Source organism: Serratia sp. TSA_198.1, assembly GCF_052686505.1.
The window spans coordinates 21034-39897 of sequence record NZ_JBQZFP010000006.1 but is presented as its reverse complement, the minus strand read 5'-3'; the positions used below and the strand labels follow the sequence as shown (position 1 = coordinate 39897).

The window sequence follows — 18864 nt, the reverse complement described above, 5'->3', positions numbered from 1 at the left end:
GGAGGCTCCATGCCCTATCGCATCAAAGTCGCAATCGTCTATCTGCTCGGATTTTTCGTCGATCTGATCAACATGTTTATCGCCAACGTCGCCTATCCGTCCATCGGCCATGCGCTGCACGCCTCGGTCGGCGAACTGGCCTGGGTCAGCAACGGCTATATTCTCGGCCTGACGCTGGTGATCCCACTCAGCGCCTGGCTGGCGCAGCGCATTGGCGGGCGGCGGGTATTTTTGCTGTCGCTGACGCTGTTCATGCTGGCGACCGCAGCGGCGGGCTATGCCGGCTCAATCGGCGAGTTGATTGGCTGGCGGGTTATACAGGGCATGGGCGGCGGGCTGCTGATCCCCATCGGCCAGACGCTGACTTATCAGCTGTATCGCAGCCATGAACGCGCCGGGCTTTCCGCCGCCATTATGCTGGTCGGCCTGCTGGCTCCCGCGCTGTCACCGGCGCTGGGCGGGCTGATTGTCGATAGGCTCGACTGGCGCTGGGTATTTTTCGCCAACCTGCCGCTGGCGGCCCTGGCGCTGCTGCTGGCCGCACTTTGGCTGCGCGCCCAGGCCCCAGATCCGCAGCGCAAAGCGCTCGACGTCCAGGGGCTGCTCAGCGCCTGCGCCGCCCTGACGCTGATCCTGCTTGGCCTGACTCGATTAGGTGAGGCCGACAACCTGTTGCAGGGCTTGCTGTTACTGGTCGGCGGCGCGCTGGTGCTGGCTCATTACCTGCGGCGCAGCCTGCGCATCGCCCAGCCGCTGTTAAATCTGCGGCTGGTACAGGATCCGCTGCTGCGTACCTCGATGATGATTTATCAGTGCATTCCCGGCCTGTTCATCGGCGTTAGCCTGGTCGCCATGCTGTATTTGCAAAATCAGCTGGGCATGCGCGCCGCGCAGGTCGGCGGCCTGATGCTGCCCTGGTCGCTGGCCTCATTCCTTGCCATCACGCTGACCGGCAGGAAATTCAACCGCTTTGGCCCACGGCCGCTATTTATTACCGGCTGCCTGTTGCAGGGGTTGGGTATTCTGGCGCTGTCGCAGATTGCCCACGCCGCGGATCATGGATGGCAAATTAGCGCCTTTGCCCTGATGGGCTTTGGCGGCAGCCTATGCAGCAGCACCGCACAGAGCAGCGCGTTCCTGCATATCGCCGATGAGCAGTTGGCGGACGCCAGCGCGCTGTGGAATATCAATCGCCAACTCAGTTTTTGCCTGGGCGTCGCGCTGCTCAGCCTGTTACTCAATCTGCTGCTTGAACATTTTCCGCCAATTGTCGCTTATCGAAGCTGTTTTTACCTTGCCGCCGCCAGCACGCTGATCCCGCTGCTGCTGTGTCTGCGCATCGCTAATCGCGCCATCGTGCGCCGTCTCAACGCTCAACAGGAAACCTCATGAACCGATATTTTACCGAAGTAATCGACGCTCACGCCGCTATTGAAAACTGGCTGGAAAAAGGAGCGGGTGACGAGCAAGCGCTGCTGGCGCGTTTTGATCCGGCCTTCAGCATGATTGCGCTAAACGGCGGCAGGTTGGACTTCACCGCATTGTGCGCGTTTTTCCGCGCGCATCGCGCTGCCAAACCGGGCCTGGAAATCGCAATAGAAGAAATGACGTTGGTGGCCGAATGGCCGACGGGGGCGGTAGTCAGTTATCGCGAAAGGCAAACGCTGCCCGGACAGGCAACCACGCTGCGTAACTCAACGGTCGTATTTGAACAGACCCAAAGCGGTCTGGGCTGGCGGCATCTGCATGAGACCCCCCTCGCACAATAATCACAGGAAACCGTCGGCCAGAAACAGTTCCCAGGCGACGATCAGCCCGCACAGGGTGACGGCGCTGAAAATCACTTCAAACAGATAGCGATTGATCATCATGAGATAACCCTCAAAGAAAACACCCGGCGGACCGGGTGTCTGAATACTGTCTGGATCATGCGGCGCCTTCAGGCCCCGCATTTTTCACTCAATTAAGCGGCTGGAGTAGCGGCTTTTTTGGCAGCTTTGTGGTGTTTTTTAGCGGCCTGAGCTTTCTGTACTGGCGCTTTGTGGTGTTTTTTAGCAGCCTGGGCTTTCTGAGCTGGCGCTTGCTTGGTGGCTTTGTGGTGCTTTTTGGCAGCCTGGGCTTTCTGAACAGCGGCTTTTTTGTGGTGCTTTTTAGCGGCCTGAGCTTTCTGAGCTGGGGCTTTTTTGTGGTGCTTCGCTTTCTTGTGATGCGTTGCTTTAGCTGGTGCTTTCTCAGCAGCAGCAGCGGCCGGCGCAGCGGTAGTAGTGGTGGTGGTTGCAGCCGGAGTGGTAGTTGCTGGAGCAGCAGCTGCAGTATCAGCAGCGAAAGCAACAGAAGACAGACCCATGGTAGCAGCAACGATCAGGGCTAATACTTTTTTCATCTTTAAATCCTCAGAGTGTTTTTTCGGTAAGCCCTGTTGGGCCGTTGAAACAGATACTAGAGGAATCGATGGGCCGCTTCCGTGAGTGATTGGTTTCGCCGCGTAACCAAATGTACAAGGCTTGTGAACAACGTACACAGGTATATGCTGAGCGTAGGTACGCCCCTCTTCTCTATAAGCAGAACCTGCCATGAAAACGACATCGATGAAGATTACGCCGGCAAAATTTGCCAGTCTGGGTGCCGGCACTCTGGTGCTGCTGGCCGTGATCTCTTTGTTTGCTCGCCACTGGGCGGAGTTCGTCCAATACTGTATCAATGCCCAGATCTACCTGCATCGCTATCTGGTGCTGTATCTGTTGCAGCAACGCAATCACCAGTACAGCGGCGGCGTGATGCTGGCGCTGGGCAGCTTTATTTACGGTTTTCTGCATTCCGTCGGCCCTGGCCACGGTAAATTCGTGATTACCACCTATTTGGCAACCCACCGTCGACAGCTGAACGCCAGCCGCCTGATCACTCTGTTCGGCAGCCTGCTGCAGGGCGTTGTGGCAATCCTGTTCGTATTGGTGTTGGCGGTATCGCTAAACCTGTCAATGGGTGACCTCAGCCTGAGCCGCTACTGGCTGGAGAAAGGCAGCGCCCTGTTTATCGCCGCTTTTGGACTGGTGGTGATCCTGCGCGCTATCGGCCTGCAACGGCGTAAATCGCTGATAATCAACAGCCTAAAACCGGCAACAACGGCAGAGCACCAGGGCCATACCGACGATTGCGCCTGCGGCCACCGGCACCTGCCCAGGGCTGCGGAAATGACCGGAGACTGGCGTAATGCGCTGTGGCTTGTCCTCTCGATAGGCATCCGTCCGTGCAGCGGCGCAATCCTGATCCTCGTATTTGCCAATGCTGTCGGCATGTTCACCTGGGGAGTGATTTCCGCCATGAGCATGGCGCTCGGGACCGCGTTGTCGATCATGATCCTCGCAACCCTCGTTCATTACGCACGGGAAAAGTTTATTGCCGCCAACGGCAACCTTACGGGCAAACGACTGGCGCAGGCGTCGCAGTTGGCAATGATTGTCGGCGGCGTTCTGCTGGTGTTGTTTGCTCTGCTGCTATTCAGCTCCGTCATCCCGATCAGCGCCAACGGCGACTTTATTGCCGCCGGTTGTTGATAGCGGTTATCACGCGGCCAACGGTCACGAAAACAAAGCATAACCGCGGTTTTTTCCGTGATCGCCAACACAGTTTGAAACATGGTCTACACTTAATAGACATGTGTCGAAACGGAGAGTCGAATGTTTAGGAAATCTGAAAAAGTAGAACGCGACATCGATCAGGACGTCACCCTTCTGGCAGACACGCTGGATGAGGTGCTACGCGAATCCGGTGACAAGACCAAAGAGGAGCTGAAAGAGCTGCACAGCAAGGCAAAAGGCGTATTACGCGATGCCCGTGCCCGCTTCAATGGTTCCAACAGTCTGACACAACACGCACGCGACGCCGTCGATCAAGCCGACAGCTATGTACGTGACAAACCTTGGCAGGGCGTAGGGATCGGGGCCGCTGTTGGCATCGTCCTCGGCGTTCTGCTGGCCCGGCGTTAACACCCCTTGCAGTCATAAAGATAAAACAGATGTGCGTCTGGCCCACGGGAAACCGTGGGCCGTTTAATTTCCGCCGTTGAATAACCTGGCCAGTCTGGCCACCGCCCGTTCCGCATCCGTCCGCTGTGTGAAGTTGGCAAAGCCCATTAACAGCCCCTCTCCTGAAGGGTGAGTTATCTGCCAATCCGACAACGCCTGCAGCGACAGCCCTTCCTCCCAGCCGCGCTGTGCCAAACGCTTATCCTGCCCCGACGACGTTGTCAGGCGAGCCAACAACTGAATGCCGCCCGCCTGCGATGCCACCGCAAGATGCACGCTCAACTGTTGCTCGATCGCCTGCGCCAACCATTCACGCCGCTGACGATAGATAGGCCGCATTCGCTTCAAATGGCGGTAAAAATGCCCCTGATTGATAAAGTCCGCCACGCCGGCTTGCATCAACGGCGGGCAACCGCAGCCCCGCAGCCGGCTGCTGTGGCTAAAGGCCTCCACCAGTTCGGCAGGCACCACCAAATAAGCCATCCGCAACGCAGGAAACAGGGTTTTGCTGAAGGTGCCGGCGTACAGCACCCGTCCCTGGCGATCGAGGCTTTTCAGCGGCGGCAGCGGCCGGCCGTGATAACGGACCTCACTGTCATAGTCATCTTCAAGGATCCACGCCGCGCGCTGCTGCGCCCATTCCAACAGCGCCACACGCCTGGCCAGGCTGAGCGACACACCCAGCGGGCTTTGATGCGTCGGCGTCAACACCGCCATACGTGCGCCTGGCGCGGCGCTAATACCGGCGGTGATATCCATCCCCTGATCGTCAACCGGCACCGCCACTGGCCGCATGCCGGCTGCGCGAAACAGCGGCAGCGTCACCGGATACCCCGGATCCTCCAGCCACACGTCATCACCCGGCGTTAACAAGGTGCCGATAACCCGGTCCAGCAACGCCTGATAACCGGCGCACACGAAGATCTGCTCCGGCCGGCAGCTGATGCCCCGAGAAAGATGCAAATAATTGACGATGGCCGCACGCAGTTCCGGCAGGCCATTGGTGGGCGGATGCGCCAGCGATGCCGTAGTACCGGTGCGCAGCTGGCGAGCGACAATTCGCTGCCACAGCGCACGCGGAAAGGCGTCCAGCGCCGGTAGCCCCAGTTGAAACGGCGGCATCATTCCGTTCGGATGCAGCGAGTTCGATACCACCGCCGGCAAGGGTTCCGCCACCGGCGCGGCGCGTACCGGCAGGTTAGGTAGCTGCGGTGAAACATAAGTGCCCGCCTGCCCCCGGCTCTGCAAAAAACCTTCGGCAATCAACTGAGCATAGGCGCTTTCGACGGTGGCACGCGCTACGCCCAGATCGCTCGCCAATCCACGCACCGAAGGCAACCGGCTGCCCGCCGTCAGCGCCCCCTGCGCAATAGCGTCTTTAATACGCAGATAAATCTGCCGGTACAGCGGCTCGGTAAGCTGGTTATCCAGCCGCAGGGAGGAAAGAAATTGGCGCATCATGGCCCGGTTAAATAATCATTTTATGGCCCTATAGCATAGTCCATGTCGCCGCTAAAGTAGCCCCCATGATTTTGCTATCCGCTAACTGAGGTTGACCATGATTAAGCAACGATTGAAATACGCCGAACTCTCTGCCGCCCCCTACAAAGGCCTGGTAAGTGCGCTGATGGCGCTGGAGAAAGGCGCACTGGACAAGGCGACTATCGAGCTGATGTTTATGCGCGTCTCCCAAATCAACGGCTGCGCCTTCTGCCTGGAGATGCACGGCAAGGCACTGCGCGAGAGCGGCATCAGTAACGACAAACTGGACCAACTGGCGGGCTGGCGCGTCAGCAATGCATTCAACGAGCGCGAACGCGCGGCGCTGGAGTGGGCGGAATCCGTGACCCTGATCGCCACTACCGGCGCACCGGATAGCGCATTTGAAGCGTTGCAGGCGCACTTCAGCGACGCAGAAATTGCCGATCTGACCTTCGCCATCAGCATCATGAACGCCTTTAACCGCCTGGCCGTCAGCATGCGTCAGTAACCAGACTGCACTTCCCCTCTCCTTGCGAGAGGGGTCTCTCCCACCGGAATACCCTCGAAATAAATTTCACGCCCCCAGATCCAGCCCCACCGCGGCCTTAACGAAAAAATCATCAAAACACCATATATAGCGTGGTTGATAAATAAAATATCAACATATAGTATTCAGCTTATCCGGTGTCGGTATAATTTGTCGCTGGGTAACGCCGTCAGAAACGCCGTTCAATGCTCCGTTATCTGACCTGTCCGCCTTTCCTTCACCTTAAAAGGTAAATGCGAATCATGAGCATTATTATTTACAGTAAACCGGACTGTGTCCAGTGCAACGCCACCTATCGCGCCTTTGATCGACAAGGCATTGACTACCAGGTGATCGATCTCACTCAGGATCAACAGGCGCTTAACCATGTTAAATCTCTGGGTTATCAGCAGGTTCCGGTGATTATCGCCGGTGACGATCACTGGTCAGGTTTCCGCCCCGACAAGATTGGCGCCCTGGCCCACGCCCTCGCGTCCTGAGGCCCGCCATGCACCCGTTGGTTTATTTCTCCAGCAGTTCGGAGAACACCCACAGGTTCGTTGAAAAACTGGGCTTGCCGGCGATGCGCATTCCCATCGCCGGCGCCCGCAGCAAATTGCTGATGGAAGAACCCTATATCCTGATTGTGCCCAGCTATGGCGGCGGCAGCGCCGTGGGGGCCGTGCCGATCCAGGTGATCCGTTTTCTCAACGATCCGCAGAATCGCTCATACCTGCGCGGCGTTATCGCCGCCGGGAATACCAACTTCGGCGCAGCGTACGGCATTGCCGGCGACATTATCGCCAAGAAATGTCAGGTGCCTTTTCTTTACCGCTTTGAGCTGCTCGGCACCACGCAAGACGTTGCAAACGTTCGACAGGGAGTAACCGCATTTTGGCAACGACAGAACTGACCAGGCCCGCCTCCGGCGCGCTGGATTACCATTCGCTCAACGCGATGCTCAATCTTTATGATGCCGAAGGCCGTATCCAGTTCGATAAGGATCGGCTGGCGGCGCGGCACTATTTCTTGCAGCACGTGAATCAGAACACCGTGTTCTTTCACAATCTGGAAGAGAAGCTGCGCTATCTGGTGGAGGAAGGCTATTACGAGCAGGCGGTGCTGGCGCAGTACGACTTCAGCTTTATCAAACAGCTGTTTCAACAGGCCTACGCCAAAAAATTCCGCTTCGAGACCTTCCTCGGCGCCTTCAAATACTACACCAGCTATACGCTGAAAACCTTCGACGGCAAACGTTACCTGGAACGTTACGAAGACCGCGTATGCATGGTGGCGTTGACGCTGGCAGCGGGGGATACCCGGCTTGCGCAGGATCTGGTGGAAGAGATGATTTCCGGCCGTTTCCAGCCGGCGACGCCAACCTTCCTCAACTGCGGCAAACAGCAGCGTGGCGAGCTGGTTTCCTGCTTCCTGCTGCGCATCGAAGACAATATGGAGTCGATCGGCCGGGCGGTGAATTCCGCGCTGCAATTGTCGAAACGCGGCGGCGGTGTGGCGTTTCTGCTGACCAACATTCGCGAAGTGGGCGCCCCCATCAAGCGCATTGAAAACCAGTCTTCCGGCGTCATCCCGATCATGAAAATGCTCGAGGACGCCTTTTCCTACGCCAACCAGTTGGGTGCGCGTCAGGGAGCCGGCGCGGTGTATCTCAATGCGCACCACCCCGACATCCTGCGTTTCCTCGATACCAAGCGCGAAAACGCCGACGAGAAAATCCGCATCAAGACGCTGTCGCTGGGGGTAGTGATCCCGGATATCACCTTCGAACTGGCCAAAAATAACGAAGAGATGTACCTGTTCTCGCCTTATGACGTTGAGCAGGTGTATGGCGTGCCGTTCTCGGAAATCAGCATCAGCGAGAAATACCGCGAGATGGTGGATGACAAGCGCATCCGCAAATCGCGCATCAATGCCCGCGAGTTCTTCCAGGTGCTGGCGGAGATCCAGTTTGAATCCGGCTACCCGTACATGATGTTCGAAGATACGGTCAACCGCGAGAACCCGATCGCCGGGCGCATCAACATGAGCAACCTGTGTTCGGAAATTTTACAGGTCAACCGCGCCAGCACTTATCACGATGACCTGAGCTACGATCGGGTGGGCAAGGACATCTCCTGCAACCTCGGTTCGCTGAACATCGCCAAAACCATGGATGCGCCGGATTTCGGCAAAGCGGTCGACACCGCCATTCGCGCGCTGACCGCCGTGGCCGACATGAGCGATATTCGCTCGGTGCCGTCGATCGCCGAAGGCAACCGCAGTTCGCACGCCATTGGCCTGGGCCAGATGAACCTGCACGGCTATCTGGCGCGTGAACGTATCTTCTACGGCTCGGAAGAAGGCATCGACTTCACCAATATCTATTTCTATACCGTGGCTTACCACGCCATCCGCGCCTCAAACCGGTTGGCGATCGAGCGCGGCAGCGCGTTCGAAGGCTTCGAGCATTCCACCTACGCTTCCGGCGACTACTTCACCAAATATACCGAACGGGAATGGCTGCCGCGGACCAAACGGGTTCGCACGCTGTTCGCCGATGCCAATATCGCCATCCCAGGCCGTGAAGAGTGGCTGGCGCTGCGCCAGTCGGTGATGATGCACGGGTTGTATAACCAAAATCTGCAGGCGGTGCCGCCGACCGGATCTATTTCCTACATCAACAATTCGACCTCCAGCATTCACCCGATCGTGTCGCGCATCGAGATCCGCAAAGAGGGAAAAATTGGCCGCGTGTACTATCCGGCACCCTATATGACCAATGACAACCTGGAGTATTACCAGGATGCCTATGACATTGGTCCGGAAAAGATTATCGACACCTACGCCGCCGCCGGCCAGCACGTCGATCAGGGGCTGTCGCTGACGCTGTTCTTCCGCGATACCGCCACCACCCGCGATATCAACCGGGCGCAGATTTACGCCTGGCGTCAGGGTATCAAAACCATTTACTACATCCGCCTGCGTCAGATGGCGCTGGAAGGCACCGAGGTGCAGGGCTGCGTGTCCTGCGCGCTGTGAGGCAACTTATGACTATCGTTAAACCGGCGCCGCTGGTGCGCGCCATCAACTGGAATAGCATCGAAGACGATAAGGATCTGGAAGTCTGGAACCGTCTGACCTCCAACTTCTGGCTACCGGAGAAGGTACCGCTGTCGAACGACATCCCTTCCTGGGCCACGCTGACGCCGAAAGAACAACAGCTGACCATCCGCGTGTTCACCGGGCTGACGCTACTGGACACTATTCAGAATACCGTCGGCGCGCCGGCACTGATCGCCGATGCAATGACTCCGCACGAAGAGGCGGTCTATTCGAACATCGGCTTTATGGAGGCGGTGCACGCCCGCTCTTACAGTTCGATTTTCTCCACCCTGTGCCAAACACCGGACGTGGACGATGCTTACCGCTGGAGCGAGGAGAACCGAGCGCTGCAAAAAAAAGCCCACATCATTCTGGCCCACTACCGCAGCGACGATCCGCTGCTGAAGAAGGTCGCCAGCGTGTTTCTGGAATCCTTCCTGTTCTATTCGGGCTTTTATCTGCCGATGTACTGGTCGAGCCGCGCCAAACTGACCAACACCGCCGATTTGATCCGCCTGATCATTCGCGACGAAGCGGTGCACGGTTATTACATCGGCTATAAATTCCAGAAAGGGCTGGAGAAAGTTGATGCCACGCGCCGCCAGCAGGTGAAAAATTTCGCCTTCGATTTGCTGCAGGATCTGTACGACAACGAGGTGCGCTATACCGAGGAGCTGTATGACGGCGTGGGCTGGACGGAAGACGTGAAAACCTTCCTGCACTACAACGCCAACAAGGCGCTGATGAACCTGGGCTATGAAGCGCTGTTTCCACCGGCGATGGCGGAGGTCAATCCGGCCATTCTCTCGGCGCTGTCGCCGAACGCCGATGAGAACCACGATTTCTTCTCCGGCTCCGGTTCATCTTACGTGATTGGCAAAGCGGTCAATACCGAGGATGAAGACTGGGATTTCTGAGGGGCACGCAGCGGCGAGTCACTTCGCCCCTGTAGTACTCACCTGTGAGCGGGCGCTGCATACAGCGCCCCTACTCTTCATGATGGCGAAACATCTCTGCGCGCAGCCGGAGGCGTTGCCAGATGGCGCGTTTCTCCTCGTCGTTGGCGGTTGGCCAGGCGGCGATTTCATCCAGCGTGCGCCAACAGCCCCGACACCACTGCTTATCGGCATCGATCCGACAAAGGGCGATGCAGGGCGAGCGAACGCCGTCGTCCCCTGAGTTATTGTTACCCGCCATAAAACGCCCCCTAAATTTGCCCGCCACAGGATACCCGATCCGGCAACGGGAAACCGCGAACTTTGCGCAGGATCAGATGATGCCGCCGTTGGCGCGCAGGGTTTGACCATTGACCCAACTGCCGTCGGCACCGGCCAGGAAGGATACCGCTGCGGCGATATCCTGCGGTTGGCCCAGACGTTCCAGCGGCGCCATCTGCGCCAGACGCTCGATCAGATCCGGCGTTTTGCCATCCAGGAACAAGCTGGTGGCGGTCGGCCCAGGCGCAATCGCATTGACGGTAATGTTGCGGCCGCGCAGTTCTTTCGCCAATACGCTGGTCAGCGCTTCGACGGCGGCTTTGCTGGCGGCATACATGCCGTAACCCGGCTGCAACAACCCCACCACGCTGGATGAAAAGTTAATGATGCGCCCATTGTCACGCAAACGCTTTGCCGCTTCGCGCAGTGTGTTGAAGGTGCCTTTCAGGTTGATGTCGATCAGGCGATCGGCGTCGGCATCGCTCATTTCCGCCACAGGCGCCAGAGCAATCACTCCGGCGTTATTCACCAGGATATCAACGCCGCCGAAAGCCTGTTCGGCGCGATCAAACAGTTGGGCGACGGCAGCCGCATCGCTGACGTCCGCTTTGGCGCTCAGCGCGCGGCCGCCGTTTTGTTCAATTTTACGTACCAGCTCATCCGCCAATGCCTGGTTGCCCGAATAGTTGACGATTACGGTAAAGCCGTCGGCGGCAAGGCGTTCAGCGATGGCGGCGCCAATGCCGCGAGAGGCCCCGGTCACAATGGCGATTTGCGGGTTGCTGTTGTTCATCTTCTCATCCTCTTCGGTTAAGCGTCGGCAGGCTTGCCAACGTGGAGTGATCATGCACCTTTCGCACCAGCGAATAATTACCTAAAATTCGTTATCACTATCCGAAATTAACGAACAATAACGATGGACAGAATTGATGCCATGCGCCTGTTCACCCGCGTGGTGGAACAGCGCAGTTTTACTCAAGCCGCACAGGATATGAACCTGCCGCGTTCGACGGTGACCGATGCCATCAAACAGTTGGAGGCGCGGTTACAGGTGCGACTGTTGCAGCGCACCACGCGCCATGTCAGCCCGACGCTGGATGGCGAAGCCTACTATCAGCGTTGCCTGACCATTCTGGCGGATATCGAAGATGCCGAGATGGCGTTTGCCGGCGCCAAGCCGCGCGGGCTATTGCGCATCGACGTGCATGGCACGCTGGCTCGGCACTTTCTGCTGCCGGGCCTGCCCGACTTTTTGGCGCAGTACCCGGATATCGAATTTTACATGAGCGAAGGCGACAGACTGGTGGATCCGGTGCGGGAAGGCATCGACTGCGTGGTGCGCGTCGGCAAGCTGAAAGACAGCGATATGGCGGCGCGCCGCTTGGGGGAGCTGGAAGAAATCACCTGTGCCGCGCCGGAATACCTGCGGCGCTTCGGTACGCCGTTGAGCCTTGATCAACTTCAGGGGCACCGCATGGTCGGGTTCCGCTCCTCGGCTACCGGCGCGGTGATGCCGCTGGAATTTAACGTCAACGGCCTGCCGCAGCAGGTGACATTGCCCAGTACGGTGTCGGTCAGTGCAGCGGAAAGCCTGGTCGCGGCGGCGCGCATGGGGCTGGGCATTATTCAGGTGCCGCGTTATCACCTGCTTGACGATTTGGCCAACGGCAGCCTGCTGCCGCTGCTGCCGCAATGCCTCTCCACACCGATGCCGGTTTCGCTGCTGTACCCGCGCAACCGTCAACTGTCGCCACGGGTGAGGGTCTTTATCGACTGGTTCAGCAAGGTTTTTGCCGCACACAATCAATAACAAGCCGCCTGTTCGGCGGCCTGAGGGCTACAAAGCGCCGTAATCCAACGGCACCCAGTTGTAGCCTTCCCCCTCTTTGTTCAGGTAACCCAGCCCAGGGAACGACAGGTGCGCGGCTCCGACCAGTTCACTCTGTCGGGCGCTGTCGCCAAACACCCGCAGCCGTTGCGTGACCGCCGCTTTGGCGTCACTGTCGAAACGGATCGCCACCTGCGGATGGGCAAACTGTACTGCGGCCACGTGGATCAAATCGCCCATCAACAACAGCTTTTTACCCTGGCTGGTCACCTGATAAACGCTGTGGCCCGGCGTATGACCGTGGGCAGCGAATGCGGCAATGCCCGGCGACAGCTCGCCGTCGTTGCTGAAGGGTTTGAAATGCCCGGCGGCCTGATAGGGCTTGATCGCCGCTATCGCGTTTTCAAAATTGGCCTTCTCTTGCGCCTTCGCTTGTTGCAGGTGCTTTTCGCTCAGCCAAAAATCGGCATCCTGCTGCGAAGCGCGCACCAGGGCATTCGGGAAGCGCGCCCGACCGTTTTCCGTCAACCCGCCCAAATGATCCGGATGCATATGGGTCAGATAAATTTCATCTATCTGTTCCGGCTGATAGCCGGACGCCCGAAGATGAGTCACCAGTTGATCCAGGCCGTCACCCAACAGCTTACCGGCTCCGGCGTCGATCATGACCAGCTTACTGCCGGTGTTGATCAGATAGGCATTGACCGAGGTAACCACCGGCAGGCTCTGATGATGTTCAGCCAGGCCTTCGGCAATTTGTTGCGGCGTACTGTTGAGCAGCAGTTTATCCACCGGCAGACGGATCACGCCGTCAGACAAAACAGTGACCTCATAACTGCCCAGCATGATGCGGTAAAAACCCGGTGAAGGCGTTTTTACCTGCGGTGCGGCGGCCGTAGCCTGCAACGCCATAACCGCCAATGCCGCACCTAACAGGTAGCGTTTCCAGAACATGATGACTCCTTGTTGTGATTAGACAGCGGTAAGTATTACCCCAAAACCGCCGACGCGCCTGCACAATAAATAAATTTAAATTATATCATTTTAAAAATTATATTTAATTTGAATGCTTTTGTCTGAAACGTCACACAGCCCCAATCAATATTTAATAAATCGCGAATCCGTTATTTTCTTTACTCACCCAAACAACGAGTAAGGAATTATTATGAAATATCAATTTGAAAATCTGGTGTTTGAAGGCGGCGGCGTAAAAGGTATCGCTTATGGCGGCGTTTTGGATCTGCTGGAAGCCAAAGGCATTATGCCGCAGATCAAAAAAACCTCCGGGGCTTCGGCCGGTGCAATCGCCGCACTGCTGGTGGGTCTGGGCTGCAGCGCCGCTGAGGTCACAAAAATTCTGTCCGACATGGATTTCAAGAAATTCCTCGATTATAACGGCGGTTTTTTTGGCTCTATCTACGATGCGCATCGCCTGTTTAATCAATATGGCATTGCCCCTGGCGATTATTTTTATTCTTGGTCGCGTAATATTATCAAGCGATATTCCGGAAATGCGGATATTACTTTTGAGAAATTTGAAGCATTGAAAGAAACAAAAGGATTTAAATCCCTCTACTTTATCGGCGCCAATTTAAACAGCGGGCTGCGCGAGGTATATTCCCACCAAACAACGCCGCGCATGAAGGTGGCAGATGGATTGCGGATCTCCATGTCATTCCCCTTTGCCTTTGTCGCTAAAAACAATCAGCTGGGCGATCTGTGTATCGATGGCGGCACCATCGATAACTATCCGGTACGGATGTTCGATTACGACTTCACCGCATCGCCACCCTATATCGATGTCACCACGCAACAGATCAATACCCGAACCCTGGGTATTCGTCTGGACTCCGCCAACGAAATCGCACAGGCGGCGGGCCAATCGGTCAATAAAACCGCCATCAATAACCTGTGCGATTTCACCCTGGCGGTGGTTAACACCCTGCTGGATATTCAGACCAAGGTGCATCTGGACAGCGACGACTGGAAGCGGACCGTTTACGTAGACACCCTTGACGTCGGCACGCTGGATTTCGCCATCAGCGAAGCCAAAAAACGCGCACTGATTGAATCCGGCCGTCAGGGTGTAGAACGCTATTTCGCCTGGTATGACGCGGCCGTCAAACAGGCGGCGTAACCAGTAATCCCCCGCCCGCTCGGCCTGAGCGCCGAACGGGCAAAAAAAATCCCCGCGGGGGCGGGGAAAGGCAAAGAAATGCTAAGGTCTTATTAGTTGTTATGAGAAAAATTTCGCCAGTACCAGCAGGGAGAGCGAGACGTTAATCGCACCGCCGATACGGGTGGCAATCTGGGCGAACGGCATAAGCGACATGCGGTTGCCGGCGGTAAGAATAGCGACATCACCGGTGCCGCCCTGCCCGCTCTGGCAGCAGGAGACAATCGCTACATCAATGGGATGCATGCCAATTTTCTTGCCGACGAAGAAGCCGGTCGCCACCAGCGCGCAGACGGTACTGACAATCACCACCAGGTTCTGAAGGGTGAAGGCGTTCACCAACTCCTGCCACGGGGTGATTGCCACGCCAACGGCAAACAGGATCGGGTAGGTCACTGCGGTGCGGAAGAACTTATATACCACCTGCGAACCTTCCTGAATGCGTGGCGACACGCCATGCGCCAGCTTCACCGCCACGGCGGCAAACAGCATGCCGACCGGCGCGGGCAGGCCAATCATGCGGTGCAGCAACATCCCCACCATGTACAGCAAAATAGCCAACAACGCGCCGCAGGCAAGGGTGCTGACGTCTGCCTTGCCGCTGATTTTATCCACGGCGGACATGTCGCTGTCACCTTGTTTGCTTGGCATCAGGCTGCCTTCGCCAGTCAGATGCGGATAGCGTTTGCCGAGTTGGTTGAGCAAGCCGGCAAGGATAATGGCGGTCAGGCTACCGAGCATGACGATCGGCAGAATACGGCCCAACGCCACGCCCTGCTCCATATGCAAGATCGCCGCGTACCCCATCGACAGCGGTATCGCACCTTCGCCGACGCCGCCGGCCATGATCGGCAGGATCAGGAAGAAGAAGATCTGGAAGGGCTCAAGCCCAAGCGCCATGCCGACCGCCATCCCCACCAGCATGCCGACAATCTCACCGCACAACATGGGCGCGAAGATCCGCAGGAAGCCCTGAATCAGCACCTGGCGGTTCATGCTCATAATGCTGCCGACGATAATGCAGCAGATATAGAGATAAAGAATATTGGTCGACTTATAGAATTTGGTGGTCGATTCCACCACCACGTCCGGCAGCAGACCGTAATGCACCAATGCGGAAGGGATAAAGGTGGCGCAGATCGCCGCCGCCCCCATTTTGCCGATCAGCGGCAGACGTTTACCAAACTCGCCGCAGGCAAAGCCAAAGAAAGCCAGCGTGGCGACCATCACCACGATATCGCTCGGTAATTTTCCTTCCAGGCAATCCAGTAAAATAAGTACGCCGGCCAGAATAAAGAACGGTAACGGAATAATCCCTACTTTGTAATTGTCCAGTATGTGCCACCATTTTTCTCTCAGCGGTATTTCAGCCGTTTTGTCTTTGGCGACGAGGTAAGAATCATCTGTTGTGCTCATAATCTGGCCTCTTATTAGTTTGTTCAGCCATCATAGAGAAATGCACGGTTTAACTGCTGTGATTTTGTTCAAAATAAAAAAGGGTTTTTAATGGTGGTTATGGTTTCTATGGCGTTAATTGTAGTTATGTAAAATCAGACATGGTTTTAATGGTGTTAATGTTATTTTTTATTTAAAACTTATCCGTTTTATCGCAGCCATTGAATAACGATGCCCGGCAAGCATAATCCCGTGTCTGCGATCACAACTTGATCGGACGCAATATTACATTAACCGCGACTCATGATAGGGTAAGCGCTCAGGAACTCTCACGGTGAACCCCGGCCATGCGCGTAAAACTCTCATTTCAAATCAAGCTGTTCCTGTGCCTGGTCGCCTTCTCCTGTCTGCTGCTGACGTTGATTGGCGCTTACACCTACTATCAGTTGGATGCCCAGTTGCACCGTGACCTTGGCGCGCGGGCGCAGGTGCAGGCGCGGGAGATAGCTCTGATCCCCTCCCTGGTCAGCGCCGTGGAAAAAAACGACCCTGAGCAAGTCGCCGCGCTGATGAAGAAAATACGCGCCAGCAGCGATGCCAGTTATATTGTCATCGGCGATAATCGCGCCCGGCATCTTTACCATTCCGAATACGCCGATCGCTTCGGCACCCCGATGGTCGGTGGCGATAATAAAGAAGTGTTGGAAGGGAAAAGCATTATTTCGTTCCGCAAAGGCGGCATCGGTATTTCATTGCGCAGCAAAGCGCCGATACTGGATGAAAATAATCACGTCATCGGCATTGTTTCGGTTGGCTATCTGAAGTCACATATCGATAATTTGAATGCCAGAACCCTGACGCAGATCGTCGGTTCCATTGTGCTATTGTTAATCGCCCTGTTTATTTTTTCCTGGCTGTTATCGAAAAATTTAAAACGCCAAATGTTCTGGCTTGAGCCCAAAGAAATTGCGTTGCTGGTGCGCCAGCAAAAGGCCCTGCTGGAAGCGATCTACGAAGGCGTGATTGCCGTCGATCCCCAACTGCGCATCATTACCATCAACCACGCGGCGCGCGAACTGCTGGATCTGCGGCAACCCGCCAGCACCTTGATGGGCCGTGAAATCGGCGAAGTGATCCAGTCGCAGCCGGACTTCTTCGGCGCGTCGCAACTGGGGCACGACACGCACGATGAGGTTTGCCGCTTCAACCACGTGCGGGTGATCGCCAGCCGGGTACGTATTATGCAAGAAGAAGTGCTGCAAGGCTGGGTGATCAGTTTCCGCGACAAAAATGACATCAATACCCTGAGCAGCCAGCTAAGCCAGGTAAAGCGCTACGCCGACAACCTGCGCATCATGCGCCATGAACAGCTGAACTGGACCGCCACCCTCGCCGGGCTGCTGCATATGCAGCGTTACGACGAGGCAATCCGTTATGTGGAGGCTCAGTCGGAAGGCGCGCAAGAGATCCTCGACTTTATCTCGCAGCGCTTCAGCTCGGCCGCGCTGTGTGGCCTGCTGTTGGGCAAATACTCCAGCGCAAAGGAAAAAGGCGTCGAGCTGCGCTTTGATCCCGCCTGCCAGCTGCGGCAGATCCCGGCGGCGCTGAATGAAACCGAACTGATGTCGATCATCGGTAATTTGCTGGATAATGCGGTAGAGGCTACGCTGCATTGCGACGCGCCACACGAAGCGGTAGAACTCTATATCAGCGACAGCAGCAATGAGCTGGTGATTGAAGTGGCCGATCGCGGTACCGGCATTGCTGCGGAGGTGCGCGATACGCTGTTTGAACAGGGCGTCACCACCAAAGACGACAAAGGCGACCACGGCATCGGCCTGCATCTGGTCGCCAGCCACGTGGCGCAGGCACACGGCAGCATAGAAGTGTCGGACAACGATCCGCACGGTGCCATATTTTCCTTGTTTATCCCCTATGAATTTCAGGCCGCAGGCAACAACGCCGAGGTTTGAAAGACGACGGATAGAGACCTAAAAACCTTATAACAGTCTTGAGCACCCGATTATGCAACACGAAGCACTGGATGTTTTGATCGTGGAAGATGAGCCACAGTTGGCAACGCTGCACGCAGAGTTCATCGAGCAGAACTTTGCTCTGCGGGTGGTGGCTTATGCCGCCACGCTGGCCGAAGCCAGGGCCAAAGTCAACTCGCATCAGCCGCGGCTGATCCTGCTGGATAACTTTCTGCCGGACGGCCAGGGCATTGAGCTGATGGAAGAGCCGGCGGTGAAAAACCCCGGGTGTTCGGTGATCTTCATTACCGCCGCCAGCGATATGCATACCTGCAGCCAGGCGATCCGCAACGGCGCCTTCGATTACATCATCAAACCTGTGTCCTACAAGCGGTTGCGTAACTCGCTGGAGCGTTTTATGCAGTTTGTACAGACCCAGCGCAGCTTTAAGGTGATAGACCAGAGCAGCGTCGACGCGCTGTATAACCTGCAATCCAAACAGTTTTCCAGCGAACCGAGCGCCAAAGGCATCGAAGCCAATACGCTGGAGCTGGTGCAGGCGCTGTTTATCAACCGGCCGGAGATCGCGCACGCGGTGGAAGACGTCGTCGAGCAGGTCGGCATCAGCAAAACCACCGCCCGACGTTACCTGGAATACTGCGTCGCCAACCAATTCGTGCGCGTGGAGATGATGTACGGCAATATCGGCCATCCACGCCGCCTGTATCGCAAAGCTTAAGCTGCAATATGGCTGTCATATAAGGGGGATACACTGCTTGCGACGATATCCCCCTCGATATCGGCACCTGTCGTTGAATACTGATGAAATACTGATGACTTTTACCCGGCCTCTGGTCGGGTTTTTTATTGTCTGAACGGCAGTCTACAGGGGAAATAAAGAGAGATTTTTTTGCCATTATTCCTGTGAAATATCACCTTTCAGCAAGAAATATAATTCAGAAACATCCTAACAATAATTTAACGTGGGCCAAGCTACCATAACTAATCGACAGGCCGATGTAAACCGCCAATATTCTCATTCCGGGACATTGAGGGTTGTCTCAGAACTTCACTGTGTTAGGGTATAGGCGACTATTATTTTCTATTAGGACGTTTTTATCGTTTGATAATTCATCAGAG

19 protein-coding genes are annotated in these 18864 nt (G+C 56.3%); 13 read left to right on the top strand and 6 right to left on the bottom strand.

Annotated elements, in window-relative coordinates:
* Positions 1-9 precede the first annotated feature (9 nt).
* Together ACUTSW_RS20375 and ACUTSW_RS20370 are read left to right on the top strand one after the other, a co-directional pair.
* Positions 10-1392, top strand: coding sequence for an MFS transporter (locus tag ACUTSW_RS20375; RefSeq protein WP_445585219.1), 1383 nt, complete (start codon positions 10-12; stop codon positions 1390-1392).
* On the top strand, positions 1389-1769 hold the full coding sequence (locus tag ACUTSW_RS20370; RefSeq protein ID WP_062791793.1) for a DUF4440 domain-containing protein: 381 nt from the start codon (positions 1389-1391) through the stop codon (positions 1767-1769). The genes ACUTSW_RS20375 and ACUTSW_RS20370 overlap by 4 nt, the downstream gene beginning before the upstream one ends.
* 194 nt (positions 1770-1963) lie before the next feature.
* On the opposite strand, the gene asr is transcribed toward ACUTSW_RS20370, so the two are convergent.
* Positions 1964-2383 (bottom strand): acid resistance repetitive basic protein Asr, encoded by a 420-nt coding sequence (gene asr, locus ACUTSW_RS20365; protein ID WP_445585218.1) that lies wholly within the window; start codon positions 2381-2383, stop codon positions 1964-1966.
* 190 nt (positions 2384-2573) lie between these two features.
* On the opposite strand from asr, the gene ACUTSW_RS20360 reads away from it, so the two are divergent.
* Both ACUTSW_RS20360 and ACUTSW_RS20355 read left to right on the top strand, forming a co-directional pair.
* A complete protein-coding gene (locus ACUTSW_RS20360; protein WP_445585217.1) occupies positions 2574-3554 on the top strand; it encodes a nickel/cobalt transporter in 981 nt (326 codons plus the stop codon).
* Positions 3555-3677: 123 nt separating this feature from the next.
* Positions 3678-3986, top strand: a complete 309-nt coding sequence (locus tag ACUTSW_RS20355; RefSeq protein WP_004953729.1) for a DUF883 family protein — start codon at positions 3678-3680, stop codon at positions 3984-3986.
* A gap of 63 nt (positions 3987-4049) precedes the next feature.
* Here ACUTSW_RS20355 and pdxR read toward each other — a convergent pair whose 3' ends face one another.
* A complete protein-coding gene (pdxR, locus tag ACUTSW_RS20350; RefSeq protein ID WP_445585216.1) occupies positions 4050-5486 on the bottom strand; it encodes a MocR-like pyridoxine biosynthesis transcription factor PdxR in 1437 nt (478 codons plus the stop codon).
* Positions 5487-5583: 97 nt separating this feature from the next.
* Between pdxR and ACUTSW_RS20345 the strand changes: the two genes are divergently transcribed.
* From ACUTSW_RS20345 to nrdF, 5 genes are all read left to right on the top strand, one after another.
* Complete coding sequence (locus ACUTSW_RS20345) at positions 5584-6015, top strand: carboxymuconolactone decarboxylase family protein (RefSeq protein WP_445585215.1); 432 nt, start codon at positions 5584-5586, stop codon at positions 6013-6015.
* A 281-nt stretch (positions 6016-6296) separates the two neighbouring features.
* Positions 6297-6533, top strand: coding sequence for a glutaredoxin-like protein NrdH (nrdH, locus tag ACUTSW_RS20340; protein WP_006327451.1), 237 nt, complete (start codon positions 6297-6299; stop codon positions 6531-6533).
* An 8-nt stretch (positions 6534-6541) separates the two neighbouring features.
* A complete protein-coding gene (gene nrdI, locus ACUTSW_RS20335) occupies positions 6542-6946 on the top strand; it encodes a class Ib ribonucleoside-diphosphate reductase assembly flavoprotein NrdI (RefSeq protein WP_004953744.1) in 405 nt (134 codons plus the stop codon).
* Positions 6928-9072 (top strand): class 1b ribonucleoside-diphosphate reductase subunit alpha, encoded by a 2145-nt coding sequence (gene nrdE, locus ACUTSW_RS20330; RefSeq protein WP_445585214.1) that lies wholly within the window; start codon positions 6928-6930, stop codon positions 9070-9072. Before nrdI ends, nrdE begins: the two co-directional genes overlap by 19 nt.
* Positions 9073-9080: 8 nt before the next feature.
* Positions 9081-10052, top strand: a complete 972-nt coding sequence (nrdF, locus tag ACUTSW_RS20325; RefSeq protein WP_197912382.1) for a class 1b ribonucleoside-diphosphate reductase subunit beta — start codon at positions 9081-9083, stop codon at positions 10050-10052.
* Positions 10053-10122: 70 nt separating this feature from the next.
* Here nrdF and ACUTSW_RS20320 read toward each other — a convergent pair whose 3' ends face one another.
* Positions 10123-10332 (bottom strand): DUF1289 domain-containing protein, encoded by a 210-nt coding sequence (locus ACUTSW_RS20320; protein WP_445585213.1) that lies wholly within the window; start codon positions 10330-10332, stop codon positions 10123-10125.
* A gap of 72 nt (positions 10333-10404) precedes the next feature.
* The gene (locus tag ACUTSW_RS20315; protein WP_006327455.1) at positions 10405-11145 is read right to left on the bottom strand and encodes an SDR family oxidoreductase; all 741 of its coding nucleotides are present in this window, start codon (positions 11143-11145) and stop codon (positions 10405-10407) included.
* Positions 11146-11268: 123 nt separating this feature from the next.
* On the opposite strand from ACUTSW_RS20315, the gene ACUTSW_RS20310 reads away from it, so the two are divergent.
* Entirely contained in the window at positions 11269-12162 is an 894-nt protein-coding gene (locus ACUTSW_RS20310) for a LysR family transcriptional regulator (protein WP_445585212.1), read from the top strand.
* Positions 12163-12189: 27 nt separating this feature from the next.
* Here ACUTSW_RS20310 and ACUTSW_RS20305 read toward each other — a convergent pair whose 3' ends face one another.
* Positions 12190-13134, bottom strand: coding sequence for an MBL fold metallo-hydrolase (locus ACUTSW_RS20305; protein WP_445585211.1), 945 nt, complete (start codon positions 13132-13134; stop codon positions 12190-12192).
* A 211-nt stretch (positions 13135-13345) separates the two neighbouring features.
* Here ACUTSW_RS20305 and ACUTSW_RS20300 point away from each other — a divergent pair, with 211 nt between their 5' ends.
* Positions 13346-14317: a patatin-like phospholipase family protein gene (locus tag ACUTSW_RS20300; protein ID WP_445585210.1), complete on the top strand. Its 972-nt coding sequence runs from the start codon at positions 13346-13348 to the stop codon at positions 14315-14317.
* Positions 14318-14416: 99 nt separating this feature from the next.
* On the opposite strand, the gene ACUTSW_RS20295 is transcribed toward ACUTSW_RS20300, so the two are convergent.
* Positions 14417-15772, bottom strand: a complete 1356-nt coding sequence (locus ACUTSW_RS20295; RefSeq protein ID WP_445585209.1) for a 2-hydroxycarboxylate transporter family protein — start codon at positions 15770-15772, stop codon at positions 14417-14419.
* A 326-nt stretch (positions 15773-16098) separates the two neighbouring features.
* On the opposite strand from ACUTSW_RS20295, the gene ACUTSW_RS20290 reads away from it, so the two are divergent.
* Positions 16099-17724 carry an ATP-binding protein gene (locus tag ACUTSW_RS20290; protein ID WP_445585208.1) on the top strand — a complete coding sequence of 542 codons (1626 nt, stop codon included), beginning with the start codon at positions 16099-16101 and terminating at the stop codon, positions 17722-17724.
* A gap of 52 nt (positions 17725-17776) precedes the next feature.
* Positions 17777-18463, top strand: a complete 687-nt coding sequence (locus ACUTSW_RS20285; RefSeq protein WP_004953764.1) for a response regulator — start codon at positions 17777-17779, stop codon at positions 18461-18463.
* Positions 18464-18864: the final 401 nt, after the last annotated feature.

What these genes read in the sequence shown, in the direction of transcription:
- ACUTSW_RS20375 (WP_445585219.1), top strand. Translation starts at nt 10, where the DNA reads ATGCCCTATCGCATCAAAGTCGCAATCGTCTATCTGCTCGGATTTTTC.
- ACUTSW_RS20370 (WP_062791793.1), top strand. Translation starts at nt 1,389, where the DNA reads ATGAACCGATATTTTACCGAAGTAATCGACGCTCACGCCGCTATTGAA.
- asr (WP_445585218.1), bottom strand. Translation starts at nt 2,383, where the DNA reads ATGAAAAAAGTATTAGCCCTGATCGTTGCTGCTACCATGGGTCTGTCT.
- ACUTSW_RS20360 (WP_445585217.1), top strand. Translation starts at nt 2,574, where the DNA reads ATGAAAACGACATCGATGAAGATTACGCCGGCAAAATTTGCCAGTCTG.
- ACUTSW_RS20355 (WP_004953729.1), top strand. Translation starts at nt 3,678, where the DNA reads ATGTTTAGGAAATCTGAAAAAGTAGAACGCGACATCGATCAGGACGTC.
- pdxR (WP_445585216.1), bottom strand. Translation starts at nt 5,486, where the DNA reads ATGATGCGCCAATTTCTTTCCTCCCTGCGGCTGGATAACCAGCTTACC.
- ACUTSW_RS20345 (WP_445585215.1), top strand. Translation starts at nt 5,584, where the DNA reads ATGATTAAGCAACGATTGAAATACGCCGAACTCTCTGCCGCCCCCTAC.
- nrdH (WP_006327451.1), top strand. Translation starts at nt 6,297, where the DNA reads ATGAGCATTATTATTTACAGTAAACCGGACTGTGTCCAGTGCAACGCC.
- nrdI (WP_004953744.1), top strand. Translation starts at nt 6,542, where the DNA reads ATGCACCCGTTGGTTTATTTCTCCAGCAGTTCGGAGAACACCCACAGG.
- nrdF (WP_197912382.1), top strand. Translation starts at nt 9,081, where the DNA reads ATGACTATCGTTAAACCGGCGCCGCTGGTGCGCGCCATCAACTGGAAT.
- ACUTSW_RS20320 (WP_445585213.1), bottom strand. Translation starts at nt 10,332, where the DNA reads ATGGCGGGTAACAATAACTCAGGGGACGACGGCGTTCGCTCGCCCTGC.
- ACUTSW_RS20315 (WP_006327455.1), bottom strand. Translation starts at nt 11,145, where the DNA reads ATGAACAACAGCAACCCGCAAATCGCCATTGTGACCGGGGCCTCTCGC.
- ACUTSW_RS20310 (WP_445585212.1), top strand. Translation starts at nt 11,269, where the DNA reads ATGGACAGAATTGATGCCATGCGCCTGTTCACCCGCGTGGTGGAACAG.
- ACUTSW_RS20305 (WP_445585211.1), bottom strand. Translation starts at nt 13,134, where the DNA reads ATGTTCTGGAAACGCTACCTGTTAGGTGCGGCATTGGCGGTTATGGCG.
- ACUTSW_RS20300 (WP_445585210.1), top strand. Translation starts at nt 13,346, where the DNA reads ATGAAATATCAATTTGAAAATCTGGTGTTTGAAGGCGGCGGCGTAAAA.
- ACUTSW_RS20295 (WP_445585209.1), bottom strand. Translation starts at nt 15,772, where the DNA reads ATGAGCACAACAGATGATTCTTACCTCGTCGCCAAAGACAAAACGGCT.
- ACUTSW_RS20290 (WP_445585208.1), top strand. Translation starts at nt 16,099, where the DNA reads ATGCGCGTAAAACTCTCATTTCAAATCAAGCTGTTCCTGTGCCTGGTC.
- ACUTSW_RS20285 (WP_004953764.1), top strand. Translation starts at nt 17,777, where the DNA reads ATGCAACACGAAGCACTGGATGTTTTGATCGTGGAAGATGAGCCACAG.